The following is a 26,659-nucleotide window of genomic DNA, read 5'->3' on the forward strand; positions in this document are numbered from 1 at the left end:
ATTTTGTCAAACCGATACCGCACTATCCAACCTCGGATGCGCCAACGCTTGCCAAGCGTCATAGGTGGTAAAGAACACTTGGCCGGTGAGCTCGTGGTAGAACGCCGTGTGCGTTAGGCGATCCATCACCGGGCCTTTCACTTCGGCCAAGTGGAGCATGGCACCGGCGTCTTTCAGCCGACCGTTGATCGCCTCCAGGCTCTCCAGGGCCGAAGCATCGATGACATTCACTGCCTGACAGGTGAGCACAATGTGCTTGATCGACGGCGAGCGGGCGGCCAGCGCCATGACGGTATCTTCAAGATAGCGGGCGTTGGCAAAATAGAGGCTTTCATCGATGCGCAGCATGGCGACATGATCGTCGGTTTCGACCTGATGGCGCTTCACGTTACGGAAATGCTCGGTGCCCGGTACCCGCCCTACCACCGCACTATGGGGCTGGCTGGTGCGGTAAAGGTGTAGCCCCAGCGAGAGCACCACCCCGCTGATAATGCCCACTTCCACGCTGTGCAGAAGGGTCAGCAGCAAAGTAGCGACCATCGCCACCCCGTCGCTGCGGGAGTATTGCCAGGTCCGCTTTACCGCAGGCAAATCAATCAATGTCCCCACTGCCACGATAATCGTGGCGGCCAGCGTGACGGTGGGTAAAAAGGCCAGTAAGTCAGTGAGTAGCAGCGTGGTCAACACAATCCCAAGCGCGGTAAACGCCCCCGCCAGCGGCGTTGCTGCCCCGGCTTCAAAATTGACCACCGAGCGCGAAAAACCGCCCGACACCGGCGAGCCGCCGCTAACGCCAGCGCCAAGATTCGCCATGCCGAGCGCAATCAGCTCTTGGTTAGGGTCAATACGCTGACGGCGCTTGGCGGCCAGGGTCTGCGCCACGGACACCGACTCTACAAACCCTACCAAACTGATCAGCAGCGCCGCCGGGAGCAGACCGAGCCACAGCGATTGATCCAGGCTCGGCAGCGTCATGGCAGGCAGGCCACTAGGCACAAAGCCCACCAAATCGACCCCGCGCTGCTCTAGTTGGAAACCCCATGCCAACAGCGTGGTCACTACCACGGCCGAAATAGGCGCGGCTTTCACCATTAACCCTGCCCAACTAGCAGGTATTCCCAGCTTGGTCAGCCAGCCATTCAGGTGCTTGCGACACACCCATAGATACGCCCAAACGCCAAGGCCAATGAGCAGCGTTATGACATTCACCTGCTGCCACTGGCCCAATAGCGCTTGCAGCAGTTCCACCACGTTATGGCCGGATGCTTCGACCCCAAAAAGGTGCTTCAACTGGCTGATCGCGATCAAAATCCCCGAGGCAGTCACAAACCCGGAGATCACCGGATGGCTGAGAAAGTTGACTAAAAAGCCCAGCCGAAGCACGCCCATGGCGATAAGGATCAGTCCAGAGAGCGCGGCCAGCACCAGCGCCGCACCGATATATTCCGGGCTGCCCGGCGCGGCAAAACTGCTCAGCGCCGAGGCCGTCATCAGTGCTGCCACCGCCACCGGCCCTACGGCCAAACTCGCGCTGGTGCCAAAGACGGCGTACAGCACCAGCGGCAGCATGCTGGCATAGAGCCCCATTTCCGGCGGCAACCCTGCCAGCATGGCGTAGGCCAGCGCTTGCGGCACCAGCATCAGCGTGACGATGACTGCGGCAAGCACATCCCGCGTGAGCAAGCCCCGATGATACGTTCGCAGCCAGCCGATTAGCGGCACCCAGCGCTCAATGATCATGATGCAGTCTCATAATAGGTATCTGCTGATACGGGCCTTCGTATTAGGATTTCACGCGTCTTCGCTTTTTATTGAACGCTCCGTTCAAGGCCATGGCGCTGATCTTCCAAGTCCACCCCTGCCGCATGGGCCGCCGTAAACAGTTCCGCCAAATCGCACTGCTCGTGCTGACGCTTGGCGTAGGCCCACAGGTGCGTGGCCCGCTTACCTGAGCGGCAAAACGCCAAGAGAGGGCGCGGCAGCTGTTGGAGCGCTTCAGCAAAGGCGCGGATGTCAGCTTCGCTGTACTCGCCTGGCTTCACGGGGATATGCACCCAGGCAAGGCCAAGCTGCTCGGCCTTTTCGCGGTAGCGCGCCTCGTCGGGAAAGTCCTCGCTCTCACCCTCGATGCGGTTACACACCACCGCGTTGAAACCACGGGCTTTTACCTCTTCCAACTCACCCACCACCAGCGCTGAGGTGATCTCAACGCCTGGCTCCAATGGCTTCGTTTGCATGACCACACCTCCTCTTGGTTTGGATAACATCAATCCCAGGCCGCACCTTCCAGGGCATCCAGGGGAATTTTTAGATAGCGCTTGCCGTTGGCTTCTGGTTCCGGCAAACGGCCACCGCGAGTATTCACCTGCAGCGCGTGCAAAATTAGCTTGGGCATGGGCAGCTCGCTATCCCGCTGGTGGCGCAGGGCGATGTACGCCTCCTCGCTTTTGCCAACCAAGTGCGGGTTGTTGGCTCGCTGCTCATCGACGCTGCTCTGCCACGTTGGCTCACGGCCATCGGGCATATAGTCGTGGCCGGTGAACAGCCGCGTATCGCCCGGCAGCGTGAGAATCTGCTGAATGGAGTCCCATAGAGACTTGGCATCCCCACCGGGAAAATCGGCGCGCGCCGTCCCAAAATCAGGCTGAAACAGAGTGTCATGCACTAAGGCGGCATCACCGATGACGTAGGTAATGGAGGCCAGCGTATGACCTGGCGAGTGCAGCACGCGAGCGCTGAGTTCACCAATGGCAAACGTATCGCCCTCGACAAACAGCGTGTCCCACTGGCGGCCATCGGTGGGCATCTCTGGCCAGTGATAAATCTCCTTCCATAGTGCCTGCACTTGGGTGACGTACTGGCCAATCGCCGTCGGTGCGCCAGTTTTCTCTTTTAGGTACTGGGCTGCTGAAAAGTGGTCCGCGTGGGGGTGCGTATCCAGAATCCACGCCACTGTCAGTCCCTCTTCCTCGATATATTTCAGCAACGCATCAGCGCAGAAAGTCGCCGTGGCGCCGGATTTCTCGTCGAAATCCAGCACCGGGTCAATAATCGCGCACTGTTTGGTAGCGGGGTCGCTGACGATGTACTGAACGCTGAAGGTGCGCGGATCAAAAAAGCCCGCCACGTCGGGTGACCCCGCACCGGTGCTTTGAGATAGGGCGAAGGTCTTCATGCTTATCTCCTAGATACGTGAGTATGTATGCTTGACGCCTACGCGCCAATTATTGTTATAAAGATAGCTAATTATGGAATATAAGCAATCACCACCACAAAAATGCCGCCTCCCTGACAACAGGGGGCGGCAATCCATAAGAGTACTAGTGGCGCAATCGATACGGGCTAAAACGCCTTCTCCAACGCAAAGCGCGGTTGAGTGTTCCCCTCTTTCGTCACGCTCTCCGTAAACATCGCTAGCGGGCGCACCCAGAGGCCGTAGTCGCCGTAGAGCGCGCGGTAGACAACTAGCGGCTCTTCGCTTTCGCTGTGCTGGGCGGTGCCCACCACTTCGTACAAGCTGCCTTTGTAGTGGCGGTAAATACCGGGAACGGGAGTGGTCATTCGTTTTCCTCTTGGGTAGCTTGAGTGGCGGCGGGCTGATTCGCTTTCTTAGCGAGGCGCTCCAGCACTTTGGAGGCGGCCACGAAGCCAAAGGTGCCGGTGAGAAAGGTCGCCGCACCAAAGCCGGAGGCGCAGTCGAGCCGTGTAGCCTCGCTGCTGCCGGGCTTTTGCAGGCACACTTCGCCGTCGGCACTGGGGTAGACCAGCTGCTCGTCGGAGTAGACGCACTCCACCGAGAAGCGCCGCTTGGGGTTGCGGGAGAAGCCGTAATCCCGGCGCAGCCGCGAGCGCACTTTGGAGAGCAGCGGGTCGTGCTCGGTGCGGGTCAAGTCCGCCACTTGAATACGCGTAGGGTCGGTTTGCCCGCCCGCTGCGCCGGTGACGGTAATGGGGATTTTGCGTCGCTTGCACCAGGCGATTAGCGCCGCCTTGGCAATCACGCTATCAATGGCATCCACCACATGGTCGGCATCCTCAGGAATGCGCTCGGCCAAGTTGGTGGGCGTGACGAAGGCGGCATCCGCGATGATCTCGATCTCAGGGGCAATCAGGCGGCAGCGCTCGGCCAGCACGTCTACTTTGGGCTGGCCAATCGTGCCATCCAGTGCGTGGAGTTGGCGGTTGACGTTAGAGACACACACGTCGTCCAGATCGATCAGCGTGAGTTTGCCGATGCCCGAGCGGGCGAGCGCCTCGACCGTCCAGCTACCCACGCCGCCAACCCCAACCACCACCACATGGGCACGGCGAAATGCCTGCGCCGCACGCTGGCCGTAAAGGCGCCGAATACCGCCAAAGCGGAAGTCATAATCGCTAGAAGACATCGTGGATTCATTCAATGACATGGGCTGGCTCACAGTGCTTGCAGGGCAGAAGGCGTGGCAATGGGCGGCGTTCGCACGCTATCTAGAGGTAAATGCCCCTGCCAGCCAAACTGCTCGAACAGATTTTTCATCGTCTCATCCACGGCGCAGCTGAGCTGAATGCGTTTATCCAGCAGCGGGTGATCAAACGCTAAATAGGTTGCGGCGAGCAGCAGCCGCGGGGCGGCCAGCTGCTCGGCAAAAAAGCGGTTATGGACACTTTTGCCGTGCTTGGCGTCGCCAATGATCGGGTAGCCACGGCGGGATAAGTGGCGGCGAATTTGGTGCCGTCGCCCGGTCAGCGGCCGTGCTTCCACCAGCGAGTAGCGCGCCACCGGGTAGCGGTCTACCTGCACCGGCAGCTCTACGCTATCCAAGCGGCGAATATCGGTCATCGCGGGCATGGCGGGCATTTCCGCCTTGGGGCGCGTGCCGTCCTCCTCCCGTAACGGGTAATCCAACCGCTCCTGCTCCGGTGCTTTGCCGCGCACCACCGCTAGGTAGCGCTTCTCTACCTGGCGTTCGCTAAACCCTTCGCTCAGCAGAGCGGCGGCCTCGGAGGAGAGGCCAAACACCATCACGCCGGAGGTCGGCCGGTCCAGCCGGTGCACCGGGTAGACCCGCTTGCCGAGCTGGTCGCGCAGGCGCTGAAGCAGGAACTCGGTTTCCCCACGCGCCAGCGCTGAGCGGTGCACTAACAGGCCTGACGGCTTATGCACCGCTACAAGATGCTCATCCTGATAAAGGATGTTGAGTGGCTGCATGGAACTCCTTGATACATAGGCAGAGCATTTGGACATGAAACAGAAACGTGAAAAAGGGGCATAAAACAGAGATGTGGAATCGCGGGCTATTGTCGCGACTTAGCGCGCTAATGTCATCCACTGGGTAAATGAGAATGACATTCACAAACCTACCCAAGCTAATCGTTACGTTATAAAATAACTTTTTAAACCCATCAGGAGTTCCTTATGAAGCGCGCCTTCGCTGCGGGGGTTACCCTACTGCTTGCTTTGCCGACCGCCTCTTCGCTTTGGGCGGCTGACCAACGGCTGGATATCGTCGCCCCTTGGGAAATCAAGAGCGCCGACCCGGCCACCTCCGGCTACGTGTTTGGCCGTATGCGCGTAGCGGAAACCTTAGTGGATACCGATGCCGACGGCCAGCTTGCCCCGGGGCTTGCCACTGAGTGGCAGGTTTCTGATGACGGTTTGTTGTGGCGCTTTACCCTTCGCGAAGGCGCGACGTTCCATGACGGCAGTGCAGTCACGGCTGACGCGGTGCTGACAAGCCTGGAAGCCGCGCTGGCCAAGCCCGGCATTCTCGACAGCGCCCCCATTCGCCACATGAGCGCGGATGGTCGTGACGTGGTGATCGCGCTTGATAGCCCCTTCTCGGCGCTGCCTGCGCTGCTGGCCCACTCGACGGCGCTGATTCTCGCGGAAGCTGCGTTCGATGCGCAGGGCGATGTCGTCGCGATGATCGGCAGCGGCCCTTACCAAGTCGAGGAGCTAAGCCCGCCCCAACGCCTGACCGTGACGCGGTTTGATAACTACTGGGGCGGCGCGCCCGCCATTGCCAGCGCCAGCTATCTCGCCGTGAGCCGTGGCGAAACCCGCGCGTTAATGGCGGAGAGCGGCGATGCGGATATCGTGTTTACCCTCGACCCCGCCAGCCAAGCGCGGCTCTCCCGCAATGCCCGCTTAACGCTGCATAGCGAACCGCTGCCGCGAACGATCATGCTGAAGCTCAACGCCGGACACGCGTTACTGGACGATGCCCGCGCCCGCCAAGCGCTGAGCATGGCGATTGACCGGCAAGGCATTGCCGCCGGCCTGCTGCGCACGCCAGAGGCTGCCGCGGCTGAACTCTTTCCAGCCAGCCTAGGGCCGTGGCACCTGGGCCTAGAGGCCAGCACTGCCCAAGATGTAGAGGGCGCCAAGGTGCTGCTAGCAGAACTCGGCTGGCAGACGGGCAGCAACGGCATGCTGGAGCGCGATGGCGAGCCTTTCGCGCTAACCCTGCGCACCTACGCCGACCGCCCCGAGCTTCCGCTAGTGGCCACCGCCCTGCAAAGCCAGTGGCAGGAGATTGGCGTGGCGCTGGAAGTCGCTGTGACCAACGCCAGCGAGATTCCCTCTGGCCACCACGACGACAGCCTGGAAGTGGGTCTATCGGGCCGCAACTATGGCTTGGTACCGAACCCGCTGGGCTCGCTGCTAGACGATATTGGCAGCGACCCAGACGCCATGGGCGGCGACTGGGGCACCATGAACTGGCGCGATGAAGACGTTGCTCAGTGGCTCGACACCCTTCGCCAAGCCACCGATGAGCAAACGCTTACGGATCTCGCGCCGCTCGTGGCCGAACGCCTGCATCAAGAAATGCCGCTCATTCCCATCGCCTGGTATCAGCAGACGGCGGCGGTGAACCAGCAGTTGGAGGGCTTCTCTATCGACCCGCTAGAGCGCAGCTACCGCATTGACCAACTGGAGTGGGCAGAGTGATCTCACGCGCAAACCAAGGGCTTGGCCACCTGCTGCTGTCGCGGCTTTTTCAGGCGGGGTTAGTGGCGTGGCTAGTTGGCACGCTGACCTTCGTTCTCACCCGCACCCTACCGGGGGATATGGCCTACCGCATTGCGGCCGGGCGCTATGGTCACGACATGGTAGACGGAGCGGCGGCGGAAGCCGTGCGGGCGGAGCTGGCGCTCGACCAGCCGGGGCTGAGCGCGTATGCAGGCTGGCTGTGGGACTTGCTGCAGCTGGATTTAGGCCGCTCGCTGGTGAGCGGCCGCCCGGTGATCCAGGAGCTTTCCCACCAGCTAGGCCACTCGCTCAGCCTGGCCGTGATCGCGGTACTGCTCTCGCTGCTGATTGGCCCACCACTAGGCCTAGCCGCAGGGCGCAAACCCGGTGGCGTATTGGATCGCGTGAGTGAAGTGGCCGCCAGCGTGCTGCGCGCCCTGCCCGCTTTTGCCGTGGGGCTGTTACTGATCATGCTGTTTGCGGTCACGCTGGGCTGGCTACCCGCCGCAGGCCATGACGGTGCCGCACACACCCTGCTGCCTGCGCTAACGTTAGCGCTGGGTTTGGCTGCCGTTTCCAGCCGCGTGGCGCGCAACGCCATGGCGGACGTTTCGCATTCCGCCTACTACGCCTTTTCTCACACCAAAGGCCTCAGCGCACGGCAAAGCTTTTGGCGCCACGGCTTGCGCAACGCCTCGGTACCCGTGGTGGCGTACCTGGGCGTGCAGTTCGTTTACCTGATTGAAGGCGTCGTGGTGGTAGAAACCCTGTTTGCCTGGCCGGGCATCGGCCACGCCCTGGTTCACGCCATCGTGGCCCGAGATGTGCCGATGATTCAGGGCACCGCGCTGGTGATGGGGCTGCTGTTCGTGCTGCTCAATACGGCGGTGGATATGACCTGCTACCTACTCGACCCACGGAGACGCCGCGCATGATGCCTGCTTTCTCATCTTCCACGGCGTCGCGTAAGGCGTCATCACCCTTAAGCCGTTACTGGCCATCCCTCACCGCGCGTCAGCGGTGGGGCGCGGGCTTACTTCTATTGCTACTGGCCTTTGCCTGGCTGGTGCCCTGGTTGAGCGATGCCGACCCTGCCCGCCAGCAGCTCACGCGCATTTTGCAGGCACCTTCGCTGGCCGAGCCTTTCGGCACCGACCATTTGGGTCGCAGCATGCTGGCACGTCTGGCGTCAGCCATTCAGCTATCGCTGGGCATGGCGCTACTGAGCGTGGCCACCGCCGCCATTCCTGGCGTTCTGTTGGGTGTCATGGCCGGTTGGCGAGGCGGCTGGTGTGACCGCGTGCTGGGCAGCATCGCGGATGCCTGTCTCGCCCTGCCCGGCCTGCTGCTAGTGCTTCTGCTGGTGGCCATTGCGCCCGGCAATTTCTGGGCGCTCTATGTGGGTATTTCACTGGTGCTGTGGATCGAGTACTTCCGCGTGGTGCGTGCCCGTACCCAGGCGCTGGTGAGTTCGCCACAAATCGAAGCGAGCCGTCTTCTCGGCTTTGGCACGGTGATGCTGTTCCGCCGCCACTTGTGGCCAGAGCTAGCCCCCCAGGTATTCACCTTAGCAGCCTTTGGCGCCGCCAGCGCCATTCTCGCTATGGCGGCGCTTGGCTTTGTGAGTGTCGGATTGCGCCCACCCACCGCCGAGCTTGGCCTGATGATGATCGAACTGCTGCCCTACTACCACGAAGCCCCCTGGGCCATGGCACAGCCGATCATCGTTCTGTTCGTGGTGGTACTGAGCTTAAACCTCCTGGCTGGGAAGGGCCCGCGATGACATCGATGACCTTAACCACCACGCTGCTACAAGTGAACGAATTAGCGATCAGCGGGGACGGCGTCACCATTGCCCCGATCAGCTTTACCTTGGAAGCCGGTCAGCGCCTAACGCTACTAGGCGAAACCGGCTCCGGTAAGAGCCTGATTGCTCAAGCCATCATGGGCACGCTACCTGCCGGGCTGAGCGCCCAAGGCACGCTAGACATCGCCGGTCAGCGCTTTGCAGCGGCAGAGTCTGAGACACGCCATGTCCTATGGGGGCGAACCCTGGCGCTACTGCCCCAGGAACCCTGGCATGCCCTCGACCCCACCATGCGCGCACAGGCGCAAGTCGCGGAAACGCATCGCTTCGTGGCGGGAAAAACAACACCAGCCGCCAACGAGTCCGCCAGCGTGGAGTTGAGCCGCTTGGGCTTAGCCCAAGCGCTGAACAAGCTGCCGGGGGAGCTTTCCGGCGGCATGGCCCAGCGGGTGGCGTTTGCCGCTGCCAGTGCGGCGGGCGCGCCCATCGTGATTGCCGATGAGCCTACCAAGGGCCTGGATGCCCCGCGCCGGGACGAAGTGGTCGAACTGCTTGCCCACACGCCCAACCAAGGCGGCGCACTGCTGACGATTACCCACGATATCGAGGTCGCCAGGCGGCTAGGGGGCGACGTCATCATCCTGCGTCAGGGCCAGGTCGTCGAGCGTGGCCCGGCGGACGTGCTGCTCGATCAGCCACAAACGGCGTATGCTCAGCGCTTATTAGGGGCGGAGCCCAGCCGCTGGCCGGACTCGCCCTCTTTCACGGGCAGCGCCAAGGCACCGGTGATCCGTGCGGATGCGCTGCGCATGGCGCGAGGCGGGCGCGAGCTGTTTCGCGACCTTTCCGTCAGCGTGCGCCCCGGCGAAATCGTCGGTGTCGTCGGCCCCTCCGGCTGTGGCAAGAGCACGTTGGGCGATATTCTACTCGGCGTGACACGCCCCATCTCTGGCCGCGTGGATGTCTCTCGCGAGATGCCGAGGCTTGGCCGCCAAAAGCTCTACCAAGATCCGCCCGCCGCTTTTTCACCCCACTGGAGCCTGACCCAACTGCTGGAGGATTTGCAGCGCCGCCACCGCTTCGAGCAGCGCGCGATTGCCCCTTTGATGCAGCGCTTGGGCCTCAACGAGCAGCTGTTGAGCCGTCGACCGGGTGAGATCTCCGGTGGTGAGCTGCAGCGCTTTGCCATTCTTCGCGTGCTGCTGCTCAAGCCGCGCTTTCTATTTGCCGATGAGCCTACCTCGCGGCTCGACCCTGTCACCCAGCAGCAGACGCTCGGCCTGCTGGTGGAGCTGGCCCGGGAGCAGGCCTGCGCGGTGATGCTGGTCAGCCACGACCCGGCATTGATCGAGAAAGTGTGCGACCAGACGCTCACGTTGGCGGGTTGAGCAGCGGGCAGCTACGCTGTAATAGCGCCCCTTTTTAGGGCTTCCATGGATAAGGAAAGGAGCAACCAAGATGCGCTATTCACTACCCCTTACCGGTATTGCCGCGAGCATGCTGTTGGCCACGGCGGTTCACGCTAACGAGTCGCTGGATGTCGAGATGCATAAGGTCAGCGCCGACGGTGTGGAGGAGTCCATTGGCACGGTGGCCGTTGAGCATACCGAGCACGGCGTGCTGCTCACTCCCTCACTCACCGGTTTAGAGCCGGGTGTTTACGGCTTTCACGTCCACCAAAATGCTAGCTGCGAACCTGCCGACAACGACAGCGGAGAGATGACCGCTGCGCTGTCGGCCGGTGGCCACTACGACCCAGAAGAGGCGGGCACCCACCAAGGCCCCTACGGTGACGGCCACTTGGGTGACCTGCCCGTGCTCACTGTCAATGACGATGGCGAAGCCAACCTACCGGTACTGGCTCCGCGCCTTAGCATGGAAGACATGCCGGGCCGCAGCCTCATGATTCACGCCGGGGGCGATACTTACGCGGATGAGCCCCACCTGGGCGGTGGCGGTGCCCGCATGGCCTGCGGCGTTGTCTCGTCTTAATGCTCTATTGATGCTGTTTTTGCCACCGTTTCAAACCGGGCAGCCTCATGGCTGCCCATTTTTTTGCTGACGGATCAGCGACTAACGTCGCGGGCCACTAAAGTCGTAAAGCACTTATCGGCACGTCTCTGTACATTCACCCCGGCTAAATAAGCGCGGCTTGCTGTATGGCTGTCCGCTTGACACCCTCCCTGACCAGTTGAGTGCTTTCTATGATTACGTTCATTCTCTCGATAGTGCTATTAGTCGTGGGTTACTTTACCTACGGCAAGTTTGTCGAGCGCGTGTTTGTCGCGGACCGCAAGCGACAAACACCGGCGTTCAGCATGCGCGACGACATCGACTACGTGCCGATGAATACCACGCGCAACTCGCTTATTCAGCTGCTCAACATTGCCGGCGTGGGGCCGATTTTTGGCCCTATCCTGGGCGCTCTCTATGGCCCGGTGGCGTTTGTATGGATCGTGATTGGCTGTATTTTCGCAGGCGCGGTTCACGACTACCTGACCGGCATGATCTCCATCCGTAACCACGGCGCCCACCTGCCCCAGTTAGCGGGTAAATTTCTGGGCAAAACGATGAAGCACGTAGTGAATGGCTTCGCGATCTTGCTGCTGCTGTTGGTCGGTACCGTATTCGTGACTTCTCCGGCGGCCCTGTTGGCCAACATGACGTCGCTGTCGCTCACGTTGATCATCCTGGCTATTTTTGCCTATTACCTGATTGCCACGCTGCTACCGATCGATAAAGTCATTGGACGTATTTACCCCTACTTCGGCGCGCTGCTACTGTTTAGCGCCGCTGGCATCGGCATTGGCTTGGTCGTGACGGGCGCGCCTATTCCCGAGCTGTCGTTCCAGAACATGCACCCGGATAACGCGCCGATCTTCCCGCTGCTGTTCCTGACCATCTCCTGCGGTGCGCTTTCTGGCTTCCACGCCACCCAAACGCCGATCATCTCGCGCACGACGGAAAACGAAACCAACGGCCGCAAGATTTTCTACGGCATGATGATCGCCGAGGGTGTGATCGCCATGATTTGGGCAGCGGCGGCCATGAGCCTGTTCCAGGGTGAACAGTCGCTTTCCGATGTATTGGCAGCGGGCGGCCCGGCCGCTGTCGTGAGTGAAGTGTCCACCACGATGCTGGGCGCGGTTGGCGGCACGCTAGCCGTGCTGGGCGTCATTGTGCTGCCCATCACCTCGGGTGATACCGCTTTCCGCAGTGCACGGATGATCATTGCCGACTATTTGAAAGTAGAGCAAAAGCCCATCGTCAAGCGTATCTTGATTGCGCTGCCGCTGTTCGTGATGTCCTACGCGCTCACCCATATGGACTTCACGCTGCTATGGCGCTACTTCTCCTGGGCCAACCAAACCACCGCCGTGATTGCGCTCTGGACCGGCACGATGTATCTGGTGCTATCGCGCAAGCCCTACCTGATCACCTCGATTCCGGCGGTGTTTATGACCATGGCAACCTTCACCTACCTCGCCTACGCGCCAATTGGCTTTAACCTGCCGCTGCAAACCAGCTACATCGTCGCCGCACTCGGCACGCTGATCTGCATTGCGTTGTTTATGAAGCGCGTACGCCGCCTCAGCCGCGCCACCTTTAGCGTGGATGAGCCGGTGCCTGGTGCGCTGGATCAAGAAACCACGCTGGCCACGAGTAGCCGGTAGCGTTCAGGCCACGACGTTGCACTGAAACGCAAAACGGGCAGCCCCTTGGGGCTGCCCGTTTCTATTCGCGCGTTGACGCGTGGCTGGATCGCTGACTTACTCTTCGTCAGTGGCCAGGGCCATGTGCTTTTGCAGGTAGTTCTGAATACCCACCTGATCGATCAGTTTGAGCTGCGTTTCGATATGATCGATGTGGCCTTCTTCGTCGGCCAGCAGATCGCGAAGCAGATCACGCGTCACGTAATCTTTGACGCTTTCACAATAAGTGATGGCTTCGATGTAGTCGTTACGGCCGTCATGCTCGATCTTGAGATCGCACTCGAGCATCTCTTTGACGTTTTCACCGATGTGCAGCTTACCGAGATCTTGAAGGTTCGGGATGCCCTCCAAGAACAGAATGCGTTCGATGAGCTTGTCAGCGTGCTGCATCTCTTCGATGGACTCATCGTACTCCCACTTGGCTAGCACTTTGAGGCCCCAGTCTTTATACATCTTGGCATGTAAAAAGTACTGGTTGATCGCCACGAGCTCGTTGCCAAGCGCGATATTGAGATGCTGAATTACTTTCGGATCGCCTTTCATGCCGTCACCTTTTTTAGCGTATTGCCCTATAAAGTACTGTTTTGCACCGTACTCTTACGTTAATCAAGGAGTATAGGCCATAAAAGGCTAACTCCCAACGGTGTTGAGAGTATCAGCCATGGCGATAAAAATTCAAGTAAATCAATTATTTGCTAACGATAAGCCTAACAAGAGTGATTCGCGTCATACGGCGTAAGCGAGACTCATATCAGACTCGGCGCGTACGGCCTGAACGGCCTCGCGGGTGAGGGATTTGGCGAAGCAGGCGCATTTGCCACACTGGGTGCCGCAGCCAGTGGCTTCGCGGACTTCCCGCCAGCTGCGCGCTCCGTCGCTAACCTGCTGGCGAATCTGATGATCGGTTACTCCCTTGCACACACACACGTACATGGCGACACCTCATAAAAATCATGAGGTGAATGTAAATGATTCGCATACATCTTTTCAAGTAGAAAACGTTGTTCTTTAGTATCGATTCGCCTTAAGGCAATTCAGACATGCAATAACCCGTTGGTTAGCAGGCTATTTCCGTGGGCACCGCTCTCCCATTATTTTTTCGGCAGCACCACGGTCTCTGTCTTGGAGGCGATGTCAGGCCAGCTTCTGCGCTGCCCATCAAACAGTACCCACCAGTAGCCAATACCGAACGCCGCCAGCGAGAGCCACGCGGTTGCGCAGCGAATCAGGCTCTGCTTCAGCGTGATCGCGTGGCCATCCAGGGTTTGCACCCGCAGCCGCCACACCTGCATACCCAGCGTCATGCCACCCCGGCGCCAGGAGTACACGAAAAACAGCGTGACGAAAAACAGCAGCATGAGCCGCAAGCTCCAGATATCGAAAGCCGTAGTGCCAATCTCCTCGGCGGGCTGGCCGAGCACGAAGCGGAAAAAGGCCAAATGCGCCACGGTCACGGCGATCCAGATGGCCGTGACCAAAAAGCCATCGTACAGCATAGCTCCCAACCGTCGGCCCAGCCCGGCGGGCCACACGTCATCCAATTGAGTAAAGCGTCGTGTCGTCACTGTTCTTGTCTCCTGGTTCGCGTCTTCGCGGCGCTTAGCCATTTCGCCGTAAGAAGTAGATCCCTACCGCGGCACAGGCAAGGGTCGGCACCAGCACCGCCCACACGGGGGAAAAGCCAAAGATGGTGGACGCCGGGGCGAGCAAATCCTGTACGTACTTGAACACCAGACCGGTGACCACGCCATAAAAGACCCGCGTGCCTGCCGCCACTGACCGCAGCGGACCAAACACGAACGAAGCGGCAATCAGTACCAGCGACCCCATGGTGAGCGGCATCAACACCTTCTGCCAAAAATAGAGGAGCGGTTGGTCTGCCTGCAGGTTCTGGCTTTGGAGGAAGTTGGCGTACGCCCACAGCTCGCTAGGCGCTTGGCTTTCAATATCCCGCAGCAAACGCTCCAGCTGGGTCGGTGTGAGCGCCGTTTCCCAAGCCGCACTGGGCTGGTACGCCGACTCGGTGCGATTATCAAAAATGCGCGTGGTGGTCACCCCTTCGAGCAGCCATGCGCCCTCTTCCCAGCGGGCACGATTGGCATGGGTGGCTTCGACTAAGCGGCGTTCGTCGAAGCGGTAGCGGGTTAAATCCAGCACGACGTTATCCGCCCGAATGGCACCGAAGCGGTAGACGCTATCGCCTTCGAACTGCCAGCCGCTGCGGGTGGTAAGCATGGCCCCCTCGCCTTGGCGCTGCTCTAAGCGCCAGGCTTCGGCGTACTGCTCGGTCCGTGGGCTGACGAACTCTGCCACCAGTAGCACCACAACGACAACCAGCAGCACGGGCTTCATCACGCCCCAGACAATGCGCGCCAGCGATCGGCCAGCAGCACGCATCACCGTCAATTCGTTGCTAGAGGCCATGCTGCCCAGGCCAATCAGCGCGCCAATCAGCACCGCGACCGGCGCGTACTGATAAAAGCGCCAGGGGAGTCGCATCCCCAAGTAGAGCAGCACGTCTAGCGCGCTGTAGTCGCCCTGGGTATCCCCTAAATCTCCGATATAGGCAATGGTGATATCCAGCCCCAGCAGCACGAACTGCACCACCACGATGGCGGCCAGCACGTTACGGGCGATATAGCGATCCATTTGATCCATTGCGATCAGCATTAGCGCATTCCCTTACGTTGCGAGTGCCATAACAGCAGTAAGCCAAGCCCCAAGAACAGCGCATGCACCGGCCACACGCCCAGCGCCACCGCGAGCGAACCACTCCCGATGGCATCGACGGCGGCCAGCAGCAAACTCAAATAGGCAACGTAGAGAAACACGGCGGGCAGCAGTTTGGCGAAGCGTCCTTGGCGAGGGTTTACCCGTGAAAGCGGCTGGGCCAATAGTGCCAAGATGAAGACCATGAGCGGCAATCCTGCCCGCCACTGGAACTGCGCCTGGGCGCGCGGGTCGGGGTTTTGCCACAGCTCAGCGGTGGTGGCGTATTCGAGGGAGTCCAGCTCTTGACGATCCCGACTCAGCCCTAGCCGCAGCGTGTAGCGCTCGAAGGTCAAACGCTCGGCATCTTGGCGACCGGGGGTGACACCGTAGCGTTCGCCATCTTCAAGAACGAGAAAGCGACTGCCGGTGTCGACGTTCGTTTCCTGATAACCCGTACCCGCCCGTGTGATGTAGCTATGGGTCTTCTCAGCGCCGGCCATGGGCTGCTCGTGCACCAGGACTTCCTGCATTTCCGTGCCGTCACTGCTGAAGTCGGTGATGTAGGCCGTCCGCCCACCGCCGAAGTCTTGGAAACGGCCAGGGGCGAGCACCGACACGTCCAAACGGCTGCGTTGCTCCTCCAGCGTCGCCTCGGTTTGCAGCGCCCCGGCCGGAGTCAACCATACACTACATACCCCCACCAGCACCGCGACCACTGTGGCGGGCAGCAGCGTGACGCGAAAGAGCCGCGTTGGGCTCATGCCACAAGCCACCATCACGGTGATTTCACTGTTCATATAGAGCTGCCCATACGCCAGCAGAATGCCGAGGAAAAACGACAGCGGCAGAATCAGCTCCATGAAGCCCGGCAGATGAAACAGCATCAGGCTGCCTAAAATCGTGACCGGGAAGTCCCCCTCGGCAGCATCCGAGAAGTAGCGGATGAAGCGGCTGCCCATGATGACCAGCAGCAGAATGCCTGCCACGGCAGACATCGTCAGTAACACTTCGCGAGTTAAGTACCGAAATAGAATCAACGCACTCTCCGACTAGTGGTGCAGGTGACCATGCAATGCGTCCATGGCTTGGGTACACTAATCAAACTGGTAGCAAACACTAAATAACGGGGCATTATCCCGAATCACTCGTTGCTTGTCTTGTTGGAGACGTCATGGAATTTTCCGTTCAGACCGCGAACCCCGCCAAAGCCGAAACGGCTTGCCTCGTTCTCCCTGTCTATAAAGGTAGCGACTTACTGCCCGCCGTGGCCAAATTAGACGACGCCAGCGAGCGCTTGATCGGCCAGCTGCTGGAGCGCGGCGACTTCGACGCGGCGTTGGGCAACACGCAGCTAGTGCCTTTCGCACCGGGCTTGGGAGCCGACCGCATTCTGCTGGTGGGGTTGGGTGAGCGCGACAAATGCCAGGAAGCGGCCTTTATCAAGGCACTCGATGCCGCCATGGCCGCCCTGGTCAAACTGCCCGTGGACGAAGCCAGCGCCACCTTTACTGACGTACCGCTCGACGATCGCGACGCCGTCTGGAAAGCACGCAAGACCCTAGAAGCCGCCGAACGCGCGATTTACCGATTCGATCACTTCAAGTCATCGCCGGCCAAAGCGCCTAGCTTGGCCAAACTGACGCTGATCGTCAGCGATGCCGGCGATGCGCCGCTCGCCAAGCAAGGCGCCGCCCTAGGCACCGCCATTGGTCAGGGCATTAATTTCACGCGCACGCTCGGCAACCTGCCGGGCAACGTATGCACGCCGCGCTATTTAGCCGAGCAGGCAGAAGCATTGGGGCGCGATTCCCAAGGCGCGCTCGACGTTGAGATTCTAGACGAAGAGGCACTAGAGGCTCTGGGCGCTCATTCACTGCTGTCAGTGGGCCGTGGCAGCGTCGAGCCAACACGCCTCATCGTGATGAAATACCAGGGTGCAGACAACCCCGACGAGGCGCCCCATGTCCTGGTCGGCAAAGGTATCACCTTCGATACGGGCGGTATCTCGCTGAAGCCCGGCGAAGGCATGGATGAAATGAAGTTCGATATGGGCGGTGCGGCCAGCGTCTTCGGTACCGTCAAAGCCGTGCTGGCCATCAAACCCAAGCTCAACGCCGTGTTTATCGTTGCCGCCGCCGAGAACATGCCTGATGGTGCCGCCACCAAGCCGGGCGACATTATCAAAACGCTCAAAGGCCTGACGGTGGAAGTGCTCAACACCGATGCCGAAGGCCGTTTAGTACTGTGCGACGCGCTCACCTACGCCGAGCGCTTCACGCCTGCCAGCGTGGTCGATATCGCCACGTTGACGGGCGCGGCCATTATTGCCCTTGGTCACCACGCCACCGGCCTGCTCTCCAACGACGATGACCTAGCGCTTGATCTGCTGGATGCCGGTGAAACCGCCTGGGACCGCGCGTGGCACCTGCCGCTATGGGATGAGTACCAGGAGCAGCTGGACTCCAACTTCGCCGATTTGGCCAACATTGGCGGTCGCCCGGCGGGCACCATTACCGCTGCCTGTTTCCTATCACGCTTTGCCGACCACTTCCCCTGGGCGCACCTGGATATTGCCGGCACCGCTTGGCATTCGGGCAAACAAAAAGGCGCCACCGGCCGCCCGGTGGGTCTGTTGACCCAGTACCTACTCGACCGTGAAGCCGACGCCCAAGTCGAAAATGGCGACGCCTAACCTCACAAACCGGCCACCAATGGTTGCCTTTCGTTAACGCAACCGTTAAACCTGAACGTATGTGCGTGTGCCAGCGCGTCCAGGCACACGCCAACCATACGATACGCTTAATAGATGCCCTTCGGGGCTTGGCTCTAGCGGAGAGAACACGCCGTGCCCACAGCTTCAGATGCTCAGTCAGCAACACGTTTTGAGATCCTGCCATCCAATCAGCCGATGGCCGATGAGATCCGCGATAACATCCTGCAAAACCCAGGGTTTGGTAAACACTTCACCGACCATATGGCCCACGTGCGCTGGACCGTCGATGCCGACTGGCACGGCCACCAAGTACGCCCCTACGGCCCGCTCACCCTCGACCCTGCCGCCTCCGTGCTGCACTACGGGCAGGAAATTTTCGAAGGCATCAAGGCGTACCGCCATGCCGACGGCTCTATCTGGACCTTCCGCCCAGAGAAAAACGCCGAGCGTTTCCGCCGTAGCGCCCGCCGCCTAGCGCTGCCCGAGCTTTCCGATGACGACTTCATCGGCTCGCTGAAAGCACTGCTGGCCCAAGACCACGCCTGGGTACCTACCCCAGCCAGCGACGCCGACGAGTGCAGCCTCTACCTTCGCCCGTTTATGATCGCCTCAGAAGCCTTCCTTGGCGTGCGCCCGGCTCACGAAGTGGACTACTACGTGATTGCATCCCCGGCGGCGGCCTACTTCAAAGGCGGTATCGAGCCGGTCTCTATCTGGCTCTCCTCACACTACAAGCGCGCGGCCCCTGGCGGCACCGGTTTTGCCAAGTGCGGTGGCAACTACGCCGCCTCGCTGGCCGCCCAAAAAGAAGCCGCCGCCAACGGTTGCAGCCAGGTCGCCTTCCTGGACGCTGCTGAAAACAAGTGGATCGAAGAGCTGGGCGGCATGAACCTGTTCTTCGTTTATAAAGATGGCCGCATCGTCACACCGCGCCTGACCGACACCATCTTGGAAGGCGTGACCCGCAACTCTGTCCTCACTCTGGCCAAAGACGCGGGCCTCACCCCCGAAGAGCGCGCGATCAGCATCGACGAGTGGCGCGAAGGTGCCGCCTCCGGCGAGATTACCGAGGTGTTCGCCTGCGGTACGGCCGCCGTGATTACCCCGGTGGGCGAACTGGTCACGGAAAACGAGCGTATTCGTCTTCAGGGTGATGGCAATAACGAAGTGGCCAAGCGCATTCGCAAAACCCTGCTCGACCTTCAGTATGGCCGCAGCGAAGACAAATATGGCTGGCTGACCCGCTTGGTATGACCCTCTAGCGTTACCCAACACCTGGCCGCCACTCACCGTGGCGGCCAGGCTGCCAAGCGCGTTGACCCCGCTGGAGCCACCGATGGCACGCATCGATTTTTATATTCTGCCCGATACCACCCTAGAAGCGCGTTTACAGTTCGCCTGCAAGCTCGCCGAGACGATCCACCGCAAAGGGTATCGACTGCACCTCCACTGCGAAGACAAAGCGCTGGCCGAACAGGCCGACGAAGCGCTGTGGCAGTTCCGCGATGATGCCTACCTTCCCCATGCACTGGAAGATAGCGAGCTGGCCGACACTGTGCCCATCACACTCGGCTGGCAGCAGCTACCGGTGCCCACTGAAGAGACGGCGCTGCTGAACCTGCACCCCGATATTCCCGATGGTATTGAGCACTTCGCCCGGATTGCCGAGATCATCAACCAACACCAACACGTGCTGGTCGCTAAACGCGCCTGCTGGCAGCGCTACAAGGCGCTTGGGCATGAGGTCGTGCCGCATAAGCTGGGGTAGCGCTCTGCACGTTAAACGTCCCAAGCCCCATAACAACAACTCAATGGATGAGATTGCCGATGCTTTCCCATACCTTGTTAGCCCGCACGCCGCTAGCGGTTATCGTGATTGCCCAGCTGTTTGGCACCTCGCTCTGGTTTAGCGTTAACGGTGTCGGCTTAGCGCTGCAGGAAGCCGTAGGCCTTAGCGAAAGCGACCTCGGGCTGCTCACCATCGCCGTGCAGGCGGGGTTTATTACCGGCACCCTGCTGATTGCGACCACTGGCTTGGCCGACCGCGTGCGCGCCAGCCACCTGTTTGCGATGTCTGCTGTACTGGGCGCGCTGATTAACGCGGCCTTTATTAACGTCGCAGATAGCGTCACCTTGGCGGCAATGGCACGTTTCTTAGTCGGGCTTTGTCTGGCGGGCATTTATCCGCTGGGCATGAAGCTGGTGGTGAGCTGGACACCTACCCACGCAGGCTCGGCGCTTGGCTGGTTGGTCGGCATGCTCACCCTCGGCATTGCCTCGCCGCACCTGCTGCGCGGGCTCACCCTGCATCTTCCCTGGCAGTGGCCACTGCTGTTGGCCTCTGCCCTTGCTCTTCTGGCAGCGCTGATGATTTTCCAACTAGGCGTGGGGCCACATCTGCCTGCTAAGGCCAACGGCGGGCGACCTTGGGCGGGGCTTGCCGCATTCAAAGAGAAGAACTTCCGCGCCGCCGCGCTGGGTTACTTCGGCCACTGCTGGGAGCTTTACGCCCTCTGGGCGCTGGTGCCTTTTTTGGTCGCCAGAGAGCTGGAACGCTTAGGCGCGGCCCCGGGCCTGCAGCCGTGGCTAAGCTTTGCGGTCATTGCCTTGGGGCTTCCCGGCTGCGTATGGGCAGGCTGGTGGAGCCGACGTATCGGTAGCGCGCGGGTCGCATTTATCGCGTTGGCGGTATCTGGCACCCTGTGTCTTATTTATCCGCTGCTAGGCGGCCTCTCCCCCTGGCTACTGCTGGCGCTGCTTGCCCTATGGGGCGTGAGCGTGATTGCCGACTCGGCCCAATTCTCTGCCTTGGCCTCCGCCAGCGCGCCGCCCGAGCGGCTGGGCGCGGCGCTGGCCATGATGAATGCGATTGGCTTTGGCCTCACGATTCCCTCCATCGCGCTGGTCACGGCGCTATGGGCAAGCCAAGGGCCTTGGGTGATTGGGTGGCTGCTGCCTGGGCCCATCATTGGCCTCATCACGATGCGTAGGCTGATCACCCGCTGACGGTAGGGGCTACGTTTGGTAAGGTGCCCTCACCATTACCTCTCCACGCCCGATCAAAGAAGGTTGTCGCCATGAACCACGCTGCCCAGTGGGTGCCGCTCAGCCAAGAGCACCACGGCGGTTTAATGTGGCAGCGTTTTACTGCCTACCACTTCGCGCAAACCACTACCCAGGTCGCACTGGCAGACGCTGAGCTTCGCCATGTGGCGGCGAATGTTCCAATCGCGCTAACGGAAACCGCCGAAGGTTGGCAGGCCGTTGCGCTGCTGGGGCTGGACGATGGTCAGAACCTTCTGGTAGACGACCAGGGGCGCTGGCGGGCAGCCTATGTGCCTGCCGCACTGCGCAGCCACCCGTTTGGGCTACATTCTGACTATCCTGGCAGGCTGTGTATTGATCAGCACTCGCCCTATGTCGTTGAACGCTTAGATGCCGAACCTTTTTTCAACCAGCACGGCGAGCTTGCCCGCTTTCCCGCCCAGGTGCTGGCATTTCTACAGCAGCGTGAGCAAGGCTGTCAGCGGCTCTCGAAGCGTATTACCGCGTTGGCCAAGGCGGCACTGCTGACGCCCTGGCAGCCCCACGGTTATCAAGGCAGCACACCGCTGTATGAAATCGACGAGCGCGCTTGGCAGGCACTTTCTGCCAAACAAGTAGGGCTTTTCTGGCAATTGGGTGCCGTCCCTTTGGTGTACGCTCTGCTGCAATCGCAACAGCAGCTTGGCCGTTTGCAGCTCTATCAGCAACGCAAGGCGACGACAGAACCGTCCGTGCCGCCCTCAGATCCCCTTGCCCAATGGCAAGAAGCGCTGAGCAGCGACGCCGAATATGACTGGCCGAGCGCTACCTAAACGCGCTAAGTACCGATGCTCTTCAGGAACGATAATGAATGTGAACGTAACCAGGTCGCTCATACTCGGCCTACTGCTGGTCAGTCCTCCACTGATTGCTCAACCCGTGCTGGAGGAGCCGCTGGCCGAGATGCCCCCCTTGCCTGCTTCCTCTCTGGATGGCCCGGCTTTTTCGCCTGAGCTTAAAGAACTCCTTGATCGCTTTCGCTGGCAAGCCAGTGAGGCGACGGGCAGCTCTGTGGCACTGGTTGCGTTACGTGAAAAAATTCAGCGAGCCATTGAGCAGCAGCCCGGCATTCTGGCTCAGCGCTCTCGGGAGCGGGAATCCGTGCTGCGCATTGACGAAGTGCGCGCCGTGCGTCGCCCACAGGTGAACGCAGGCCTTGAGTACCGCAACGACCTCCAACGTACTGAATCACTTCCCGACCGCGGCTCCCGCGTCGATGCCGTGGTCACGCTGAGCCAGCTACTGCTGGATTTCGGCGCGAGTAGCGAACGCGTACGCGCTGCCGACCTCAGCGCAGAAGCGGCGTTTTGGCAGTCCCAGTCCAGCGTTGAAGAGGAAGTCCTCTACGCGGTGAACGCTTACTTAGACGTGGCTCGCCTGACCGCACAGCGCCAGCTGGCCGAGCATAACCTTGAGCAGCACCAGCGTATTTTTGAAGACGTGAGCCTACGCCGTGAAGCAGGCGCAGGCTCACGCGCCGACGTTCTGCGCGCGCAAAGCCGCTTGAGCGATGCCGAATCACGCTTGGTCACACTGGAAGGCGAGCTGGCCCGGGCGATTAACGTGTATCAGGAAGCGTTTTTCACCACGCCGGATGTGCTGGCGCTGCCCCAGGGTGCCACGCTATTAAGCGATGCCAATGCAGACCGCCTGCTAGACAGAGCGCTGGCGCAAAACGCCGCGCTGCGCAGCCAGACGCTCACCAGTGAAGCCAGCGACGCCGAGGCCCAGGCCACCCGGAATGCCCGCCTTCCCAGCCTAAGCGTGGCGGTAGAGGGCCGCCAGTTCGATGTGAACGATTTCAACGAATCCGACAACGACGTCGCGCTGCTCTTTAACGTGGACTACACCCCCTACAGCGGCGGTGCTACCTCCTCGCGGGTTGCCCAGGCGGTCGAGCGCCAGCAGCAGAGCCAGTACGAGCAGCAGGCGCTGCGCCGCGAGCTAGAGCGCGAAGTACGTTCTGCCTACACCGATACCCGCACCCGACGCGCGGAGCTGGAAGCGCAAACCGCCACGCTCGCCGCCGAAGAGGAAGCCCTGCTGGCCTACCGCGACCAGTTTGCCGTTGGCCGCAGTAGCATCAACGACTTGCTCGACGCTCAGCGCGACCTATTTCAAACCGCGCTGGAGCTGATTAACCGCCGGGTGCGCTGGGAACAGGCCGCTTTCCAGCAGCTCGCGGTCACTGGTGAACTGCTGGATGTGATGGAGATTCACCTTGAACGCCGCTAACCCCCATCACGACGACCTAGAGCAGTGCTTGACCTTCGTGGCCGCCCACCTAACGCTGCCCGTTTCTGAAGCTGCCGTGCGTGCTCACCGGGTAGGCAACGAATCACCGCTGACCCCGGACGGCTTCATTGATGCCGCCGAACGCCACGGCATGGTCGCCGCACTGGGCGAGCATACCCTCGCCACCCTGGGTAACTCGCTGCTGCCTGCGGTGGCGCTGCTGAAAAATGGCCGCGCGGTGGTCCTTATCGAGCGTATCGATGAGGAGCGCTTTGCGCTGTTTGATCCGGCCTTGGGGAAACAGCCGGTGGAGACCAACGTAAGCGCCCTGGAAGAGGCGTATATCGGCCACCTCATTGCCGTACGCGCCCGCTACCGCCCGGTCAGCTTAAATAGTGAACCGGAGATTCAAGGCGGCCACTGGTTCTGGAGCGCGCTCTCCTCGAATCGCTGGGTGTATACCCAAGTGATCATTGCCGCCGCGCTCACCAACTTTTTAGGTCTGGCCACGTCGCTGTTCATCATGGTGGTGTACGACCGCGTACTGCCTAACGAAGCGGTAGAGTCGTTGGTGGCACTCACCATCGGTGTGAGTATCGCCCTGCTGTTCGATTTTGCGGTAAAAACCCTGCGCCAGCTGTTTATCGAGCGCGCTGGCCAGGAAGCAGATTTGCGCATGGGACGGCGTATTTTTGATCACGTGCTCAACCTGCAAATGAGCGCGAAGCGTGGCTCCACCGGCGGCTTTGCCAATACCCTCCGAGAGTTTGAGACACTGCGCGATTTTTTCGCCTCGGCGTCACTGGTCGCCGTTGTCGACCTGCCGTTTATCCTGCTGTTTATTGGCGTGATTTATCTGATTGGCGGGCCGCTGGCCATCATCCCCATGATCGCCGTTCCCCTTGTATTGCTGATTGGCATCGCCGTTCAGCCGTTTCTCAAACGCCTTTCTGGTCAAGCCTTTGAAGAGAGCCGTTCCAAGCAGGGCGTGTTGATCGAGGCCGTTGCTGGCTTGGAGACCATTAAGGCCAGCGGCGCGGCACCGATGATTCGTAAACGCTGGGAAGAGAGCGTTCACCAGCAGTCGAATGTAGGGCGTAAAGGGCGCGCGATTCAGCAGTTCGCCCTCAACGCCACTGCCTTTGCCCAGCAGGCCGCCCAGGTCAGCATCGTGGTGTACGGGGTCTTTTTGGTGGGCGATGGCACGATCTCCATGGGGGCCATGATTGCCTGCGTCATTCTCACCGGGCGCGCACTGGCGCCGCTGGCACAGCTGGCGCAAACCATGACGCGCATCAACCAAGCGCGTACCTCCTACCGCGCGCTCGACCAGTTGATGAACATGCCCTCCGAGCGCCCGGCAGGCCGCCACTACCTCAGCCGCCCCACGCTGGAAGGCAAGCTGCGCCTGCAGGACGTGAGCTTTCGCTACCCCGAGCAAACCACCGCAGCGCTGGCGAATATCAACCTGACCATCGAGCCCGGCGAGAAAGTCGCCCTGCTTGGCCGCGTCGGCTCCGGCAAGAGTACGCTGGCGCGCCTACTGCTGGGCATTTACCCACCGGAACAGGGCGCTGTCCTGGTCGATGATACCGACCTTCGCCAAATCGACCCTGCGGATTTACGTCACAACATTGGCAGCGTTCTGCAAGAAGCCTGGCTCTTCTCGGGCACCGTGCGGCAAAACATTGCCATTGGTGCCCACCACCCCACCGATGAGCAGATTCTCAACGCCGCCAAGCTGGCCGGAGCACATGACTTCATTGCCCGCCACCCCAAAGGCTACGACATGCCGATTGGCGAGCGCGGTGAGGGGCTCTCCGGCGGGCAACGGCAGTTGATCTGCCTGGCCCGCGCACTGCTGGGCGCACCACCCATTCTGCTGATGGATGAGCCCACCAGTGCCATGGATATCCAAACCGAAAAAGAGGTGATTGCGCGCCTGAAAGCCGCGAGTCCAACGCAAACGCTGGTGGTGGTCACCCACCGCACTAGCCTGCTGGAGCTGGTGGACCGCGTGGTGATTCTCGACCAGGGCCAGATCGTCGCCGACGGCCCCAAAGCCCAGGTCATGCGCCCTGTGGAAGCCGCTCCCCACCGCTCGCGTGAAGGAACTGCCCAGTGAACCGTCCTACTTCTCAACTGGATTTTGAGCACTTCGTACGTCACGGACGTGCCAAGCGCCCCATCGGCAGTAGCCTGTTACTGCTCACGATCATCGCGTTTCTGCTGATTGGCTTTATTTGGGCCTATCTCACGGAAGTCGATGAAGTCACCCGTGGCCAGGGCAAAGTGGTGCCTTCGCGCAGCCTGCAAGTGGTCGAAAGCTTGGAAGGCGGCGTGGTCACGGAGATCAACGTGCGCCGGGGCGATACGGTGGCCCAAGGCGATACGCTCATGGTGCTCAGCGGTGGCACGCTTAGAGGTGATTACGAAGAGAGCCTCCAGCGCTTGCGTTCACTACAACTGCGTATCCAGCGTTTAGAGGCCGAAATCAGCCAAACGCCGCTGGCGCTGGATGAGGCCCTAAGCCAAGCAGCCCCCAGCGTGGCCGCCAGCGAAACGCGGCTCTTTCATGGCCGCCAATTAGAACTGAATGCGGAGCTACAGGTGCTAGAGCAGCAGGGCTACCAGCGACGCCAAGAGACAGCGGAGCTGGAAGCCGCCCTTAGCACGGCCCGCTCAGGCGTTCAGCTGGCCGAACAGGAGCTAGCGATCATCCAACCGCTGGCCCAGCGCGGCATCGAACCGGAAACCTCGCTACTGCGGGTGCGCCAATCGCTCAATGAGCTGCGGGGTGAAGTGGCCCGTCAGCAGAGCGCCGTGGCGCGCGCCGAGGCGTCGATTGCGGAAATCGAAGATCGCAAGGTGGCGGCACGCAACGCCTTCGAGGCCGATGCGTTAGCCCAGCTGGCCGAAGCGACCTCCCAAGTCGCTGAGCTGCAAAAAACCCTGCCGGGGCGTGCGGACCAAGTCGCCCGCACCACGATTCGCTCGCCGGTAGACGGCGTGGTCAATCAAGTACACATCAGTACGGTGGGCGGCGTGGCAGGCTCTGGCGAGCCGCTGGTGGAAGTGGTGCCTGCCGATGATGCCCTGGTAGTAGAAGCGCATATTCGCCCGTCCGATATCGCCTTTCTATACCCCGGCCAGCCGGTCAAAGTAAAACTGACCGCCTACGATTTTGCCCGCTACGGCGGCTTGGACGGCGAGCTGGTGACCATCGCCGCCGACGCGGTAGAAATGCCGGAAAGCGGCGAGCTGATGTATCCCGTGGAAGTGCGTACCGACGGCTATCTTTACGACGCCGATAACCAGCCTTTGGATATCATGCCGGGGATGGTGGCAGAGATCGACATTCTCAGCGGCAAACGCAGCGTGCTGGACTACCTAATGGAGCCCGTGGTGAAAGTCCGCGACCGCGCACTGCGCGACTAAACGCT

The 26,659-nt window shown here is 60.8% G+C and carries 25 protein-coding genes; 14 read left to right on the plus strand and 11 right to left on the minus strand.

Annotated elements, in window-relative coordinates; translation table 11 throughout:
* Window positions 1-6: 6 nt before the first annotated feature.
* From sulP to NH398_RS14285, 6 genes are all read right to left on the minus strand, one after another.
* Window positions 7-1,740 (minus strand): sulfate permease, encoded by a 1,734-nt coding sequence (sulP, locus tag NH398_RS14260; protein ID WP_253019065.1) that lies wholly within the window; start codon window positions 1,738-1,740, stop codon window positions 7-9.
* 68 nt (window positions 1,741-1,808) lie between these two features.
* A complete protein-coding gene (locus NH398_RS14265; RefSeq protein ID WP_253019066.1) occupies window positions 1,809-2,237 on the minus strand; it encodes a TIGR01244 family sulfur transferase in 429 nt (142 codons plus the stop codon).
* Between the two features lie 29 nt (window positions 2,238-2,266).
* Window positions 2,267-3,175 carry an MBL fold metallo-hydrolase gene (locus tag NH398_RS14270; RefSeq protein ID WP_253019067.1) on the minus strand — a complete coding sequence of 303 codons (909 nt, stop codon included), beginning with the start codon at window positions 3,173-3,175 and terminating at the stop codon, window positions 2,267-2,269.
* Between the two features lie 167 nt (window positions 3,176-3,342).
* Window positions 3,343-3,561 (minus strand): DUF1653 domain-containing protein, encoded by a 219-nt coding sequence (locus NH398_RS14275; RefSeq protein ID WP_188637605.1) that lies wholly within the window; start codon window positions 3,559-3,561, stop codon window positions 3,343-3,345.
* Window positions 3,558-4,406: a tRNA cyclic N6-threonylcarbamoyladenosine(37) synthase TcdA gene (gene tcdA / locus NH398_RS14280; protein ID WP_253019068.1), complete on the minus strand. Its 849-nt coding sequence runs from the start codon at window positions 4,404-4,406 to the stop codon at window positions 3,558-3,560. Before tcdA ends, NH398_RS14275 begins: the two co-directional genes overlap by 4 nt.
* A gap of 8 nt (window positions 4,407-4,414) precedes the next feature.
* Complete coding sequence (locus NH398_RS14285) at window positions 4,415-5,188, minus strand: pseudouridine synthase (RefSeq protein WP_159341120.1); 774 nt, start codon at window positions 5,186-5,188, stop codon at window positions 4,415-4,417.
* A gap of 207 nt (window positions 5,189-5,395) precedes the next feature.
* Between NH398_RS14285 and NH398_RS14290 the strand changes: the two genes are divergently transcribed.
* The 6 genes from NH398_RS14290 to NH398_RS14315 all read left to right on the plus strand — a co-directional run bounded on the left by NH398_RS14290 (window position 5,396) and on the right by NH398_RS14315 (window position 12,433).
* On the plus strand, window positions 5,396-6,931 hold the full coding sequence (locus NH398_RS14290) for an ABC transporter substrate-binding protein (RefSeq protein ID WP_253019069.1): 1,536 nt from the start codon (window positions 5,396-5,398) through the stop codon (window positions 6,929-6,931).
* A complete protein-coding gene (locus NH398_RS14295; protein WP_339118188.1) occupies window positions 6,928-7,887 on the plus strand; it encodes an ABC transporter permease in 960 nt (319 codons plus the stop codon). The genes NH398_RS14290 and NH398_RS14295 overlap by 4 nt, the downstream gene beginning before the upstream one ends.
* The gene (locus tag NH398_RS14300) at window positions 7,884-8,735 is read left to right on the plus strand and encodes an ABC transporter permease (protein ID WP_253019070.1); all 852 of its coding nucleotides are present in this window, start codon (window positions 7,884-7,886) and stop codon (window positions 8,733-8,735) included. The genes NH398_RS14295 and NH398_RS14300 overlap by 4 nt, the downstream gene beginning before the upstream one ends.
* Window positions 8,732-10,147 (plus strand): ATP-binding cassette domain-containing protein, encoded by a 1,416-nt coding sequence (locus NH398_RS14305; RefSeq protein ID WP_253019071.1) that lies wholly within the window; start codon window positions 8,732-8,734, stop codon window positions 10,145-10,147. Before NH398_RS14300 ends, NH398_RS14305 begins: the two co-directional genes overlap by 4 nt.
* A 70-nt stretch (window positions 10,148-10,217) precedes the next feature.
* Entirely contained in the window at window positions 10,218-10,751 is a 534-nt protein-coding gene (gene sodC / locus NH398_RS14310) for a superoxide dismutase family protein (RefSeq protein WP_159341112.1), read from the plus strand.
* 212 nt (window positions 10,752-10,963) lie between these two features.
* A complete protein-coding gene (locus NH398_RS14315; RefSeq protein WP_253019072.1) occupies window positions 10,964-12,433 on the plus strand; it encodes a carbon starvation protein A in 1,470 nt (489 codons plus the stop codon).
* 96 nt (window positions 12,434-12,529) lie between these two features.
* Here the strand turns inward: NH398_RS14315 and bfr are convergent, their stop codons facing one another.
* The 5 genes from bfr to lptF all read right to left on the minus strand — a co-directional run bounded on the left by bfr (window position 12,530) and on the right by lptF (window position 16,221).
* Window positions 12,530-13,015 (minus strand): bacterioferritin, encoded by a 486-nt coding sequence (gene bfr, locus NH398_RS14320; RefSeq protein ID WP_159341108.1) that lies wholly within the window; start codon window positions 13,013-13,015, stop codon window positions 12,530-12,532.
* 183 nt (window positions 13,016-13,198) lie between these two features.
* Window positions 13,199-13,405 (minus strand): (2Fe-2S)-binding protein, encoded by a 207-nt coding sequence (locus NH398_RS14325; protein WP_159341106.1) that lies wholly within the window; start codon window positions 13,403-13,405, stop codon window positions 13,199-13,201.
* Window positions 13,406-13,563: 158 nt separating this feature from the next.
* A complete protein-coding gene (locus NH398_RS14330; protein WP_253019073.1) occupies window positions 13,564-14,037 on the minus strand; it encodes an RDD family protein in 474 nt (157 codons plus the stop codon).
* Between the two features lie 34 nt (window positions 14,038-14,071).
* Window positions 14,072-15,136: an LPS export ABC transporter permease LptG gene (gene lptG / locus NH398_RS14335; protein ID WP_253019154.1), complete on the minus strand. Its 1,065-nt coding sequence runs from the start codon at window positions 15,134-15,136 to the stop codon at window positions 14,072-14,074.
* A 5-nt stretch (window positions 15,137-15,141) separates the two neighbouring features.
* Window positions 15,142-16,221, minus strand: a complete 1,080-nt coding sequence (gene lptF / locus NH398_RS14340; RefSeq protein ID WP_159341102.1) for an LPS export ABC transporter permease LptF — start codon at window positions 16,219-16,221, stop codon at window positions 15,142-15,144.
* A 134-nt stretch (window positions 16,222-16,355) separates the two neighbouring features.
* On the opposite strand from lptF, the gene NH398_RS14345 reads away from it, so the two are divergent.
* From NH398_RS14345 to NH398_RS14380, 8 genes are all read left to right on the plus strand, one after another.
* Complete coding sequence (locus tag NH398_RS14345; RefSeq protein WP_253019074.1) at window positions 16,356-17,876, plus strand: leucyl aminopeptidase; 1,521 nt, start codon at window positions 16,356-16,358, stop codon at window positions 17,874-17,876.
* A gap of 153 nt (window positions 17,877-18,029) precedes the next feature.
* Window positions 18,030-19,151, plus strand: a complete 1,122-nt coding sequence (locus NH398_RS14350) for a branched-chain amino acid aminotransferase (protein WP_253019075.1) — start codon at window positions 18,030-18,032, stop codon at window positions 19,149-19,151.
* An 82-nt stretch (window positions 19,152-19,233) separates the two neighbouring features.
* Entirely contained in the window at window positions 19,234-19,665 is a 432-nt protein-coding gene (locus NH398_RS14355; RefSeq protein ID WP_253019076.1) for a DNA polymerase III subunit chi, read from the plus strand.
* Window positions 19,666-19,724: 59 nt separating this feature from the next.
* Entirely contained in the window at window positions 19,725-20,903 is a 1,179-nt protein-coding gene (locus NH398_RS14360) for an MFS transporter (RefSeq protein WP_253019077.1), read from the plus strand.
* A gap of 71 nt (window positions 20,904-20,974) precedes the next feature.
* On the plus strand, window positions 20,975-21,754 hold the full coding sequence (locus tag NH398_RS14365; protein ID WP_253019078.1) for a SapC family protein: 780 nt from the start codon (window positions 20,975-20,977) through the stop codon (window positions 21,752-21,754).
* A 34-nt stretch (window positions 21,755-21,788) separates the two neighbouring features.
* Window positions 21,789-23,216: a TolC family protein gene (locus NH398_RS14370; RefSeq protein ID WP_253019079.1), complete on the plus strand. Its 1,428-nt coding sequence runs from the start codon at window positions 21,789-21,791 to the stop codon at window positions 23,214-23,216.
* Window positions 23,203-25,341, plus strand: coding sequence for a type I secretion system permease/ATPase (locus NH398_RS14375; protein WP_253019080.1), 2,139 nt, complete (start codon window positions 23,203-23,205; stop codon window positions 25,339-25,341). The genes NH398_RS14370 and NH398_RS14375 overlap by 14 nt, the downstream gene beginning before the upstream one ends.
* Window positions 25,338-26,654 carry an HlyD family type I secretion periplasmic adaptor subunit gene (locus tag NH398_RS14380; protein ID WP_253019081.1) on the plus strand — a complete coding sequence of 439 codons (1,317 nt, stop codon included), beginning with the start codon at window positions 25,338-25,340 and terminating at the stop codon, window positions 26,652-26,654. Before NH398_RS14375 ends, NH398_RS14380 begins: the two co-directional genes overlap by 4 nt.
* Window positions 26,655-26,659: the final 5 nt, after the last annotated feature.

This window comes from Halomonas sp. CnH100-B, assembly GCF_024124605.1.
GTDB lineage: Bacteria > Pseudomonadota > Gammaproteobacteria > Pseudomonadales > Halomonadaceae > Vreelandella.